General features: G+C 59.1%; 11 protein-coding genes. 3 read left to right on the top strand and 8 right to left on the bottom strand.

The annotated features are described in order from the left end of the window. Window positions 1–236: 236 nt before the first annotated feature. The 8 genes from CW742_RS01620 to CW742_RS01585 all read right to left on the bottom strand — a co-directional run bounded on the left by CW742_RS01620 (window position 237) and on the right by CW742_RS01585 (window position 9323). On the bottom strand, window positions 237–1385 hold the full coding sequence (locus tag CW742_RS01620) for an acyltransferase family protein (protein WP_292415724.1): 1149 nt from the start codon (window positions 1383–1385) through the stop codon (window positions 237–239). 257 nt (window positions 1386–1642) lie between these two features. Then, complete coding sequence (locus CW742_RS01615) at window positions 1643–3829, bottom strand: PAS domain-containing protein (protein ID WP_292415722.1); 2187 nt, start codon at window positions 3827–3829, stop codon at window positions 1643–1645. Between the two features lie 290 nt (window positions 3830–4119). Next, on the bottom strand, window positions 4120–4875 hold the full coding sequence (locus CW742_RS01610) for a class I SAM-dependent methyltransferase (RefSeq protein ID WP_292415719.1): 756 nt from the start codon (window positions 4873–4875) through the stop codon (window positions 4120–4122). 172 nt (window positions 4876–5047) lie between these two features. Beyond that, a complete protein-coding gene (locus tag CW742_RS01605) occupies window positions 5048–5212 on the bottom strand; it encodes a hypothetical protein (protein ID WP_292415717.1) in 165 nt (54 codons plus the stop codon). A 122-nt stretch (window positions 5213–5334) separates the two neighbouring features. After that, on the bottom strand, window positions 5335–6564 hold the full coding sequence (locus CW742_RS01600) for an MFS transporter (RefSeq protein ID WP_292415715.1): 1230 nt from the start codon (window positions 6562–6564) through the stop codon (window positions 5335–5337). Between the two features lie 48 nt (window positions 6565–6612). Continuing rightward, the gene (locus tag CW742_RS01595) at window positions 6613–7911 is read right to left on the bottom strand and encodes an ATP-grasp domain-containing protein (protein WP_292415713.1); all 1299 of its coding nucleotides are present in this window, start codon (window positions 7909–7911) and stop codon (window positions 6613–6615) included. Window positions 7912–7932: 21 nt separating this feature from the next. After that, the gene (locus CW742_RS01590; RefSeq protein ID WP_292415710.1) at window positions 7933–8982 is read right to left on the bottom strand and encodes a GNAT family N-acetyltransferase; all 1050 of its coding nucleotides are present in this window, start codon (window positions 8980–8982) and stop codon (window positions 7933–7935) included. Window positions 8983–8984: 2 nt separating this feature from the next. Then, window positions 8985–9323, bottom strand: a complete 339-nt coding sequence (locus CW742_RS01585; RefSeq protein ID WP_292415708.1) for an STAS domain-containing protein — start codon at window positions 9321–9323, stop codon at window positions 8985–8987. Window positions 9324–9501: 178 nt separating this feature from the next. Here CW742_RS01585 and CW742_RS01580 point away from each other — a divergent pair, with 178 nt between their 5' ends. From CW742_RS01580 to CW742_RS01570, 3 genes are all read left to right on the top strand, one after another. Continuing rightward, window positions 9502–11130: a hypothetical protein gene (locus CW742_RS01580; protein ID WP_292415706.1), complete on the top strand. Its 1629-nt coding sequence runs from the start codon at window positions 9502–9504 to the stop codon at window positions 11128–11130. A gap of 83 nt (window positions 11131–11213) precedes the next feature. Then, window positions 11214–11516, top strand: coding sequence for a DUF3795 domain-containing protein (locus tag CW742_RS01575; protein ID WP_292415705.1), 303 nt, complete (start codon window positions 11214–11216; stop codon window positions 11514–11516). 49 nt (window positions 11517–11565) lie between these two features. Continuing rightward, a complete protein-coding gene (locus tag CW742_RS01570; RefSeq protein WP_292415703.1) occupies window positions 11566–11997 on the top strand; it encodes an LEA type 2 family protein in 432 nt (143 codons plus the stop codon). Window positions 11998–12259 lie beyond the last annotated feature (262 nt).

The raw sequence follows: 12259 nt of genomic DNA, 5'->3' as shown, positions 1-12259 counted from the left end.
GGGCGGGGGATTTTGCAGGGGGTGTGGAGAGGCAACCAGCTGTACAGCACAGGATAATGGCAAGAATGACAATAAGAGGAAACGGGCGTGTCATGATCCGGCACCTTGTATGTCCTTTGGGTTTTGTTCGTGCTTCTGTCATCCCTTGGCTTGTACCTGCTAAATACCTTCCCTGCACTCGCAGGGGGAGGTGGTGAGCTTCAGGAAGCGCCTGAGCATCCTGCTGTCCCATTCCCTTACAGTACCCGGTCCACACCCGGAACAGCCCGTATCAGGTGGGCGAGGATGAACGAGATCGCGATGGTGAGCGGGAGGACAATCGCGAACTTGGCCAGCTGCGGGAGGGCAACGCCAACAAATACGAGGGAGAGCGACACAAGGACGACCGGGTGGAAGACATACACGGCATAGGAGTCGGCGGCCATGGCACGGGTCACCGGTCCCTGAACATTGAGCCTGCGGGAGAAGATCCAGACGAGGGCAGTGATGATCATGACGCACGCCATCTGCTCCCAGAGAGCATAGAGGATTGCTGTTCCCTGGAGCCCACCGGTGATGAGCGAGATTCCTGCCGGTGCTTCAAGGATCGCGTGGATGAAGAACGGCTCGACGGCAACGAGTGCAACGGCTGCGAGCGTGCAGGCTTTTCCCAGGCGGTTGGGGATGGAATCGAACCACCGGTTTTCCGCAGCCCATATCCCGACGATAAAGAGCGCGATGTACTGCGGGAAGAACGGGAGCTGGAAATTAAAAAGCCAGGTTGAGCCGATGGGGATGAAAACACGGACGAACGCTGTGACTATCCCAAGCAGGAGGCCGAACCCCGCAATGGGGATAAAACCCGGGACCGGGCGCAGTGGCACGCTGCCAGGCCCTGCCGGAGGGCTGTATGCGGCCCACACCAGGTATGCCCCGGTTGCGAGGAGGAGGAAGCAGACGAACCACATCGGCCCGAACGCGGGGCCGGTGACCGGGTTCAGGAGGGTTGCTGCGGGCAGGGGGAGCGGTGCGCCGGCCCCCTCGAGGATAAGCAGGATGAAGGGATTGATGACCAGAACATAGAACAGGAGCGGTATCCCGAGCCGTATAAGCCGGTCGCGTGTGAACGTTTGCCGGCCCTTACGGAGGAGCGAGGGCAGGACGAAATACGCCGAGACAAGGGTGAAGAAACCCATGAAAAACGACTGGTTCACGGTATCGATTACGGCAAGGACGAACGGTATGCCGGGGGCATTGGACGGATCGATGAAGTACCAGCCGCCGGGGCCGCCGTAGGTAATCGAGCAGTGCGATACGATGACGAGACTGATCACGAGGATGCGGAGGTTGTCGATGGATAGGAGCCGCGGCTTCTTCACTCCCCCGGCATCATCTTTACCGCTCATCAGGAACAATCATGTGCCGATGGTATTTATGCGTGACCGGGATTGCGAGATGCACGGGATTGGGGCTTCTTCCCCGCACCGGGGTTTCATGGGGGAAACGATCGGTTCGAGCGGCGCACGGTGTGGGATCCTGGTTCCGAAGGGAGGATACCGGTTCAGTGCCCGTACGTAAACCCTGCGGTATGTGATGGGGGGCAGAAACGGTACTCGCGTTACATGGTAGAAACACCAGCTGACCGGGTCAGCCATTCCCGGAATCACCTCATGGATCCAGACTCGGGGTCTTTATCCTGGTTCACAAGGATGCGGAAGCCGCCGGCAGGAATGCGAATCTCGAACCTCAGCCCCTTTCCCGCAATACCGGTCTCCCGGATCGTTATACGGGTTATATCCAGAATCTCACTGGCCAAAAAGAGGGTCCGATATTCGGGATACTCGGGCTGGAAGAGTTTCTCTCGTTCCGTATCGGCGATACCCGGCCCGTCGTCCTCGTACAGCAGGAAGTACGATCCGTCCTCCTCGTAGCCGGAGAGCCGGATGATGGTTGCCGGGGGAGTTGCAGAGAGAGTCTGCTGGATCAGGCCCATGAATGCATCCTCGAGGTGGGGATCGGCATAGACCTCGACTGGTTCCGGCAGGAGTTCGCGCCGGGTAGCGCCGGTATTGACGTGGGAGAGGGCATAGAGGAATGCCTTGTTGATATCCTGCCAGAGAGGGAGACGATCGCCAAGATCCTGGTATTGCCGCGAGATCCCGATTGAGAGAACCAGGGCATCGAGCATCTCCTGGATCTTCTGGAGAAATTCCTGCCGCTTCCTCTCCGGCATGTTTTCCTTCATCAGTTCAAAATACCCCTGGAGCGTGAAGGTCTGGTTTGCGAGATCCGTGCGGGTAAGCTGGGCGATATTCCGGAGACGGCGGTTGATCCGGGCAAGAGTGTCCTGCAGATTTTGTGACTCCGTGATATCGATACCGAGGGTTGCAACCTTGCTGATCTTCCCGTCCGCATCGGGAAGCGGGGTAAACGTAATATCATAACTGCGACCGTCCCGCGTATCGGTTGCCCGCACGGACTGCCGGGTCCGTACTGCCATTTCGGCCAGATCTCTCCTGCGCCGTGCAAGATCGGGATCCATCATACTGAAGATGTTTTTTCCAAGGGCCTTGTCAGGTGTTGTATGGTAGCGGGATGCAGCCACCTCGTTACTGAAGAGGATCGTCCCGTCAGGATCGAAGAGGATGACGGACTCCGGGTTTGCGTTGATCAGGGAACGGAGGGTCTCATCCGCAGACCTGAGGTCCTTCTCAACCTTCAGTCGCTGCCTGCGGCTGATGAGGAGGGAGATGATGATCCAGGTCTCGATGAGGACGAAGATTGCAATTGCCACGATATATACCCAGTATTTCTCGAGGGGGGACACCGGGTGATTGATGACGCGTATCCCGGCAGGAAACACGGACATATCGATATTCCAGCGCCGGGCCATGTTCTCATCAACCATGTACTCGTTCATCCCCTCTTTGTAGACCGGGATATCCGCAACCGGGATACCGGAGAAGTTAAGAAGCGCCATCTTAGCAGCAGTCCCGCCCTGAAGGAGCCCGCTGTTCATGTTCCCGCCCACGGCCCCGTGGCCGAGATACTGGCTCCCGTGGGCATAAACCGGGGCGGATGATGCCGCTGAGATCTCCTTCATTGCTTCCGTCGGAAGGTACGTCACCTTGTCTTTGTCCTGGAAAAAGTCCGAGTAGTAGACAATGCTGTGTTGCGGGAGGTGTGCCACCTTCACCTTCAGTTCGGCAAGGGAGAGCCCTGTACGGTTATCATCGAGAAAGATGACCGGGACGGGAAAACGGCCGGCCGATACGGTTTTTTCGAGAATTTTGCGGTTGATCTCACCGCTCGTGGTCTGGTCGGTGATAACGTAGATTCGTTCAGTTCCCGGGTGGAGCGCCAGGGCCAGGTCAATCGTCTCGTTCCGGCTCAGGGTCTCGACGACCCCCGTGAAAAGGGGATTGCCTTCAAGCATCGAATCCTCGAAGTTGTTCACCCCGCAGAAGAAGACCGGTGTTTTAGGGAAGAGCACATCCGCGTTCTCCAGCAAAAACCGGAAGGCATCGTCATCAAGAGAGATGATTGCATCGAACCTCGTATTTGCATATTTCATCCGGTAGCTGTCGAAGAGGAGCTTTTGGTACTCCGGTGAGGTGATCTTCTTGGCATCCATGTACTCGAGGGTGAAGTCCGCTTTCTGTCCGGTAAAAGCCTCCTGGACCCCCTGCACCTCGCGATCCGAAAAGAAGACCCCGGGGTGATATGAGTTGATGATAAGGATACGGTAGGGGTCAGACCCGGCTTGTGCCGGGAGGACAATGCTGCAGAAGAGAAGGGTGAGCGCAACCCCGGCTATGAGCGTGCGGTAACAATGTGGAAGCGGCGGCACCAAATCCCTCAATTCGCCGTCATACTCAAACGCGAAAAAGCTGCCGGCAACAGTATATGGCTTATCCTTGTTCTTAAAAGATTACCCGTTACCCGGGGAGGGCCCCGGGCCGGGGGGACTGGCGTGCTGCGGAATCCCGCCCCGGGTCGGATCTCATTTGACCGATGATGGAAAGGGACTCTGGGATGCAATCCTCCCGTTCCTGAACCATGCTATGATGCGGGAAAATTCCGTGTGATGATGTGTTCCAGCCACTATTGGAAGAAGCCACGACACCACTGACCCGGCACTTACACGTTCTGCATCACGAAGAACGTGTACCCATACCACCGCTTGTACTTCCGGTACATGTCCGCTTCGTGCTCCAATGCATTGAGCAGGGCGGCATCCTCCGGAACAGCGCCATGGGTCTTCCGGAGCTCCGCGATCCGGGCAAGCAGCGGGACATAGTAGTTATCCCACCACCCGGCATCCGGCAGCCGGTACGTTGCCACAAGCCGGAGCCCGGTCCGCTTCACCCGTTCCTTCATCTCCTCTTCGGGAACGGGGACATATCCCTCGCTCTCCCACCATTGCATGAGTTCTTTTGGGGGGTTGGGCTCGAACCAGTGGGCATCGGACACGACCATGTACCCGCCCTTCTTCAGGAACGGCTTCCAGAGGTTGAGGCCCTGTTCGAACCCGACAATGAAGATGGCTCCCTCGGACCAGATGAGGTCAAACGATCGTTTGGGAAACGGCAGGGCGTCCATGGAGGCGCGGACAGTTTTCACCTGGTTGGCCATGCCGGCTTTTCTGGCCCAGGCATCGAGCTTGTCCAGGAATGGCTGGTGGATATCGACGGCGGTTATCGCTCCGGTGGTGAGGGCAGCAAGGTCCCGGGTCTGCGTCCCGCTCCCGCAGCCGACATCGAGAATCTTCGCGTCCGGGGGAACATTTGGGAGGAGACCCCGGACCTTCCGCGTTGCTTCAGAAGTGCCGGGCCCCTGCCGGGGGAGGGACTCGAAAATCTGCCAAAAAAACGGTGGTAATTGAGGTACTGACATGATGCATAGTTGTTTTGCAGGGTGTAATGATTGCTTTGTGGTCGAAGGGATTGTCTCCCTTCAAAAGAGGGCGGCCGGGGGTGTTACCCCGGTCGCCGGTCTGCTGCTGGTGCCAATGCAGTGATACGAGTGTGCGTGGGGAGGTTGCAGGTGTATGATGGTTTCATCCGTACTACTGGAGGAGGGTGTCCGTCACGGCCGGAACGGGTAGTGACGGAGCATGGTGAAAGATCTCCCACAACACGGACAACGGTGTGTCCCTCCGTTCGTTTCCGGTATAGCTGCGGAACCGGTCATCGTTTCCGGGACATCTCCTGCGGATGGTCTGTCTGGTCATGGTTGATCTCTCCTGCCCGGTTATTCCGGGCCTGATACAGTGGTTGGATGCAGGGGTATATAGCGGGCAGGAAGTTGGAAAGTTCTTGGGGGATTTTTTCCAGCCTCCTGACGGGAAGTCCCTTACCGGTTAACCAGTGCGGGAACGGGAGTCTTCAGCCCCGCGGCATGGCTCTTCCCGACGGCCAGGAGGACCGGGATCGCGATGAGCGTGACTGCAGCTGTTGCGAAGAAGACCGCGTGAATCCCCGCGGTGTCCATCACGACCCCGAAGATAACCGGGACGACCATCAGGCCGATGCCCTGAGCCATGCTGGCAATGCCCGCGGCAGCGCCCTGGCCGGTCTCCCGGCCGGCAATGGTCACCAGCGCCGCAATAGTGGTGAGCGAGAGGCCAAAGCCGCAGCCGAGCACGATGACGGCGCCCACGTATTCGGCGAATGTCGCGGAAAGCCCGATACCGAACGAGGCTGCGGCGATCACCGCTATTCCTATGGCCAGGAGGAAGTACTTGTTGGACCGGTCCACGATCCGGCCGGAGAGCTTCTGGACCCCGGCCATAATGACGGTCCCGACAAAGATCAGGACTCCCACCTCGGTTCCGGTGAAGTGCTGCACCGTCCCGGTGATAACGGGGAGATACACGAGGTACGTTGCGTACGCTACCGAGTACACAAGGTAGAAGAACACCGGTATCCGGAGGGCCGGGTGACAGGCTGCCGTAAGGAACGGGACAGGGTCACGGGGCTTTGCCCGGTGATCGGGAAGGAGCCGTAAGCAGACAAACGCTGTGACGGCCGTTATCAGGGAGAGGCAGAGGAACGCCGCGGAGATGTCCAGGTAATCCATCAGGACCCCGCGGATGAGGGGGCCAAAGCTCATCCCGAGGCACGCCGCGCTGTGGAAGCCGCCCATCATCCGCCCCTCTCCACCGACAGCCGCGATGTCCCCCATGTACGCGATGGCAATGGGGAAGACCATCGCCGCCGCTATGCCGTGGAGGAAGCGGATGAGGGTCAGCAGGTACACCGTGTCCGCGAGCACGTACAGGGCGGAGAAGAGGGAGTACCCGGCAAGGCCGATGAGGAGGAGATTCCTCCGGCCACAGGAGTCCGACATCGCGCCAAAGACTGGTAAAAAGACCGTCCGTGAGAGGGCAAACGAGGAGAAGATGACCCCGATCCAGAAGCCGGTCGCCCCCATCAGCTGCGCGTACAATGGCAGGGCGGGGGTGATGATCCCGATGCCGAGCATGGTGGCAAAGGCGGTAAAGCAGAGGAGGAATGCCGCAAGCCGCTTCCGCTCCGGGTCCATCCTTCCTGCTGCCGCTCCGCTGGTCTCTGCCACTGTCATGGTTGATCACGACCGGAGGGGATTATACCTTCCTTAATTTTACCTTCTTCAGATACTGAAGAGTGCGTTCTCCTGGTAGGTCTCGAAGTTGCGGATGCTCCGGTAGTCTTCGAGGATGACCCGGGGGTCCTTGTGGATGAGGAAGACCTTTGCCGGGCTCGTCATCATGTCGACGGTCCGGTTCACGTGCCAGTCACTGATGAGGTTGACGAAATCCCCCTGTGCACAGCTCTTCAGCCGGGCCAGCATCTCGATGGCCGCGATCTCGCCTTCGGGTGTCCCCTCGTGCTGGGCGATCAGGTGCTTTCTGATCATGTGGCGCTTCAGGTGGTACGGCTTGTCGACGGACTCCAGGAATTTCTTCGGATCGCTGTAGGCCGCAACCACCAGGTCAACCTGGCACTGGCCGGCGCAACTGAGGATGAGATCGGGAGGGATCGTCCCGCCCATGATGCGGGCCCCGGACTCGATTAAGAGCGGGCCCTTCTCCGTGAGCATGATTTCCGTGTGGGCAGCGCCGTACCGGATCCCGAGGGCATCGAGGACAGAGAAGGCATACCGGACCAGCTCCATCAGCTCTCCCTCAGGCCAGTCATGGAGCCGGGTGCAGTCGTACACGTTCCCGACACCCTCGACTTTGACCTTTTTGTACTGCCAGAGCTCGGCAAGGCGGTGCTTCCCGTTCCATGATACCGTGTTCACCCCGAACTCCGTCCCTATCAGCCGCTCCTCGGCAAGGACCTCGGTGTTCTTGTCCCCCAGGTGGTTGGTTGTGCCAATAAGGTCCCGGAACGCTGCAAGGATCTCCTCCTCAGTCGAGCAGAACGTGACACCTTCCGTGGAAGCGCTGCTCATGGGCTTGATAACGACCTCGGCAAATTTCCCGGCCCGGAACCAGGCGATGAGCTCGTCCTCGTCCCTTGTACAGATGAACTGCTTTGTCCTGACTCCCGCATCCTGGAGCGCACACTGCATCCGGAACTTGTTGCGCCGGGCAAGAGACCGCGCCGTCCCGTTCGAGAAGAGCCCCATCCGCTCGCTCAGCGCGTCTGCAAACGGGACTCCCATCTCGCTGCCCGGGATGATCCCGATGACCGCATACCGGTCCAGCTGGCGGACAACGGCATCCATGGCCCCGCGGAACACGATCTTGTCGGTGAACAGCGGGTCCTCAAGGTAATCTTCTGCATGGTTCTTTTTCAGATATTTTTCAGGAAAGGCCTCATGACTGAGCACCTCGATGCAGGGGATCCCCTGCATCAGGAACCGGGATGCCAGCACCCTGCCGGATGTTGCAAACCCGTCCACCAGGACAACTGCTTTTTGTCTCCTGTCTTTTGTGACCATGATTATTCCTCCGATGGTTGTTCAGGAGCCTGATCCGGCCCCCTCTTCGCGTTCCTTCATCTGTGCCCCGATATAGGAGAGGAGCCGTTCGCTGCAGGCATTTCCTCCCGTGTGGATCTTGTGGAGATCGATAGTGATGTCCTGCAGGTGCTGCAGGATGAGGATATATCCCTGTTCCCCGGGCAGGATGCCGGCGAAGATGAACCCGGCCTCTTCTGCTGCCGATACAACGGCATTCGCCCCCGGGTCATTGAGGTCCACATGCATCCGCATTACCTGTGCCCCCCGGGCACGGAGCTGCCGGGCAGTGTCAATGACTGCTTCACGATAATCGGGCCCTGCCCTCCGGATCCAGATCAGGCCGGCACCGGTATCGGGATTGATGGTGTGCTCGACAATCGTTGGTGCCCGGCCGGGGTTTCCGGACCCGTCGGCACTGATACGGATACCGAGTTTCCCGCTGATCTCGCGGATGGTCTTCCGGTGGATCTCGGGAAGGTACTGGAAGGCGAACTCCCCTTCGAGAAGCGCCTTGGTATAGAACACCACGCTCTCCCGCTGGCTTAAGGTCCCGGTGAGCTGCCGGAACGAGATCTCCTGCGGCTGCGACCCGAGAAGGATCACGCTGGGGGAAAAGCCCTCGTGCTCCATAGCCCGCTGGGAGTGGGAATGGGCCGTGAATGCTCCGCCCGTCAGGGCCCGGAACCCCGTGCCTTCGCTGCAGGCAATCAGGTGCCGGAGGATCTTCCCTCCAAGGCCCCGGCCGCGGCAGGAGGGGGTTACAGCCATCGACCCGAGCAGCCCGATCTCCGGGTAGCCATAATAGGCAGAGAGTGCTGCATAGCCGATGACCATTCCCTTTGGGCCTGCTGCTACAACCGATAAGACCTCGCCTTTCGCGTTCTTCTCCCGCAGTTGTACCGGATCGTAGACGTATTTCTTGGGATAGGTGTTGCCGTACACATCCTGCATCAGGCGTGCAACACCCGGTGCATCCTCCGGCTGCATGCGGCGGATCTCTGCCTCCGCCACGACCAGGATGGGGTTCGTCTGCTGTGCACAGGCCTGCATGATCAGCCTCCCCCGCGGGTCATGACCCTGACCGCCTCGTCAACCGAGGGGAACAGGACAAAAATCTGCTCGAATCCGCTCACCCGCAGGACCTTGTCGACAAGCCCGTCGCTGCCGGCAATGACGACCGGGGCGCCCTGCTTTGAGAAATCCCGCTTCAGCTGCAGGAGCGCCCGGAGTGCCGAGCTGCTCATGTACTCCAGCCGGGACAGGTCAAGGACCGTCGGCATCACCGGCAGGTCAGCACAGCTCGTCTGGAAGTCGGCTATGGTGTTGGCATCGAGCTTGCCAGTGATTGCGACAATCGTCAGCTCCGGTGCCTTTGTGCAGTGAATCTCCATGATGATACTCCTTTCATTTGTTATGTTCCCGTTTTCCATGAGGCTATAAAGAGCACAGGAAGTTGGAAAAAACCGGAGGGAAATTTTCCAGCCGGCCGAATGCCCCAATGACCGGGGCCCTTTCCGGCAGGGAGAGAACCGGAATCATTAAAGACGCGGTTTCCCTTGTATTGTACGAATGTACCCGGATCGTGCAACCTTCCAGCGGATGGTGCAGGACGACACCACCCTTTCTGCTCCCGGCAGGGAAACGCTGCTCGCCCTGTACGACGGCCCCTTGCACCTTGCGCAGATCCTGGATATTATCAATTCCCCCAAAGGCGGGGAGGATGGCGGCAAAGACCGCACTATCACCAAGTCCGCAATGCGGAAACGCCTGGAACTCTTAACGGAACGCGGGATCCTGGCAAAGGCGGGAAGCGAGTGCACGAACCCCTACTATTACATCCGCCGGCCCTGGATCTTCAACCAGTACATCCTGGTCAAGTGCCGGGACGGCCCGAAGACCGGGCTCCTCGACCTCACGATCCTCCTCCACGAGCTTGCGCAGATGTCCGCGCACGGGGAGTCAGCCCTGCCCCACCCGAAGTTCATCTCGGCGGTTGGCGAGCGGACCGAACGGAGCCACCAGATCGGTTCTGCGTACGAGGCTTTCCGGAAGATCCTTGGCAACAAGGCTGCGATCGGCGATTACCTGGAGGCGATCTACGAGGATATTTACGAGGGCAGGGTCCCGCCCAGCGACTTTGAGGGCCTCATCGCCCGCGACTTCCTGCGGTCGGTCGCAACCGCCCCCGATGAAGAACGGGAGGTACGGTTCTTCTTCTGGTTCTCTGATTTCTTCCATATCCTCGACCAGTACGAGATTGCGCTCCAGGCATTCGAGACCGGGGTGGCACGGGCACAGGAGCTGGGCCTTGGTCTCTCTGCAATCCTTGAAGAGGCCCCGATCTCGAAGGGCCATATCCTGCTTCACACCAACGACCTTGCCGGGGCAAAAGAGGCATTCCTCGCTGCGTACCAGGACCGGGATTCCGGGCCCGTCACAAAGGCCCGGAGCCTCTTTGGCGCCGGCGAGGTGGAACTCGTCTGCGGGGACATTGCATCACCCTATGCACCCGCACGGTTCAGAAAAGCGCTCGAACTCTGCCATACGGCCGATCCATCCGGCAAGGACGCGGACATCCGTGAACTGGAGGCCGATATCCACAGGAGGACCGGTTCCGTCAACCGTATCCTTGGAGAGCTGGACAAGGCAGAGGCCAGCTATGCAAAGGCCGGGGAGATCTACGGAGAGACTATGCCCCGGGGCCATGTCTGGCTGCTGCCCGAACAGGCAGAGCTTGCCCGGGCGCGGGCATTCCTCTCCCCGCCGGAGGCCGGCGACCGGTTCGTGGACGAGGCGGCCCGGCTGTACGGGGAGGCAAAGGAAGCTGCCCAGCGGATCCGGAACATCAACTGGTTCGCCCAAGGGCTTATCGGGGAGTGCGAACTGGCGCGGGTCGCCCACCTAAGGCTGGACAAACCCCTGCCAAAGAACCTGGACAACAAGTACGCTAACGCGTTCGAGATCTACTGCCAGATCTCGTCTGACCACGGGATTGTCCAGACCTTCATTTCCGAGGCCCTGCTCTATCATGCCGCAGTAGACGAGCGCCCGGAGAAATACGCGGTCACCGCGGACAAGCTGGAGCAGGCCGAGCGGCTCAGCAGGGACCTCGGCCTGAAGTCCGAACTGGCGCTGATCAAACGGATCAAATCCGGAAAGGGAGCGGAAGCGGAACTCCACCCGCTCACGTTCCTGTAAGCCCGGGCGTCCTCTATTCACACTCCGCACTTTCACACTCCGTATCCAGCGTCTTTATGCAGTTTCGGCAGGGACAGGTGTGTATGGCAAAGAAGAAGATTGAGACAGTATGCGGGTATTCGTGCAGCGACTGCGACCATCACGGGAAGGAATGCAAAGGTTGCAAGGAGACACAAGGGATCCCCTTCTGGACGGCATTCATCGGCATTGACCGCTGTGCGATCTATGACTGTTGTAACAACGAGAGGAAGCTTCCGCACTGCGGGAAGTGCCCTGATCTGATGTGCAGCCGCTTTGACCGGATCCGGGATACCCCGGGCATAACCGAGGCAGAGGCCAATGCCGCCCTCGCTGCAATGGAAAACGAACTCCGGAGCCGGAAATAACAGAACGGATGAACAGGGTATTTAACCGGTTCGGGACAATGTTCTAACAATGCCCTTCCTGCACGAACCGGAAGTCAGTCTCGAAGACGTACAGCTCGGCTCGCTCTCGGTCTCCTCTCTTGAACTCAAAGTAGCAATCCGGGTAAAAAACCGGAACCCGCTTGGCGTGACGGTGCAGGAAGTCCCCTTTAAAGTGCTGTGCCGGGACTGCGCTACCGTCCGGCAGATCGCGACAGGAAATACCGGCCGGGTGACCATCCCGGCAAACGACAGTACGCTCATCACGGTCCCGGTCAGGTCGGACAACGCCATCCTCCTTGCGGCGCTCGCGGCGCTCGCGGCACAGGGCACCGTGCAGGTCACAATCAAGGGGGCGGCAGTCATCGATGCCGTCCTCTTTCACTGGTCCGTGCCGTTCGAGAAGACGCTGCCCGTGACGATGGACCAGATCGTGAAGGCGGCTGGTGGGGGGAAGAAGTAGGACCCGGTTCATCTGGTAACGAACATTGCCTTTTGTCGATATCTCATGCAGAGCGGAAAATGAATATCATGAGGATGATGAGTGAGGTTATCCCCCCAACAAAGAGGACACAGTCAACGATCTCTTCCCGGTTCATCTTTTCCTCCATTTAATCTATGAGATCAACCTTTTTCCTTTAAGCGAATGTTTCGCATCAGATCAGCACGATACTGATCGCTTGAGCGTTCAGGAATTTCGTCCCCGGAACCGATTACCTGGGGAG

The organism is Methanoregula sp., from assembly GCF_002835825.1.
GTDB lineage: Archaea > Halobacteriota > Methanomicrobia > Methanomicrobiales > Methanospirillaceae > Methanoregula.
The sequence above is the reverse complement of the archived record's forward strand: the minus strand, read 5'-3'. Positions and strand labels throughout refer to the sequence as shown.

What these genes read in the sequence shown, in the direction of transcription:
- CW742_RS01620 (WP_292415724.1), bottom strand. Translation starts at nt 1,385, where the DNA reads ATGAGCGGTAAAGATGATGCCGGGGGAGTGAAGAAGCCGCGGCTCCTA.
- CW742_RS01610 (WP_292415719.1), bottom strand. Translation starts at nt 4,875, where the DNA reads ATGTCAGTACCTCAATTACCACCGTTTTTTTGGCAGATTTTCGAGTCC.
- CW742_RS01605 (WP_292415717.1), bottom strand. Translation starts at nt 5,212, where the DNA reads ATGACCAGACAGACCATCCGCAGGAGATGTCCCGGAAACGATGACCGG.
- CW742_RS01600 (WP_292415715.1), bottom strand. Translation starts at nt 6,564, where the DNA reads ATGACAGTGGCAGAGACCAGCGGAGCGGCAGCAGGAAGGATGGACCCG.
- CW742_RS01595 (WP_292415713.1), bottom strand. Translation starts at nt 7,911, where the DNA reads ATGGTCACAAAAGACAGGAGACAAAAAGCAGTTGTCCTGGTGGACGGG.
- CW742_RS01590 (WP_292415710.1), bottom strand. Translation starts at nt 8,982, where the DNA reads ATGCAGGCCTGTGCACAGCAGACGAACCCCATCCTGGTCGTGGCGGAG.
- CW742_RS01585 (WP_292415708.1), bottom strand. Translation starts at nt 9,323, where the DNA reads ATGGAGATTCACTGCACAAAGGCACCGGAGCTGACGATTGTCGCAATC.
- CW742_RS01580 (WP_292415706.1), top strand. Translation starts at nt 9,502, where the DNA reads ATGTACCCGGATCGTGCAACCTTCCAGCGGATGGTGCAGGACGACACC.
- CW742_RS01575 (WP_292415705.1), top strand. Translation starts at nt 11,214, where the DNA reads ATGGCAAAGAAGAAGATTGAGACAGTATGCGGGTATTCGTGCAGCGAC.
- CW742_RS01570 (WP_292415703.1), top strand. Translation starts at nt 11,566, where the DNA reads ATGCCCTTCCTGCACGAACCGGAAGTCAGTCTCGAAGACGTACAGCTC.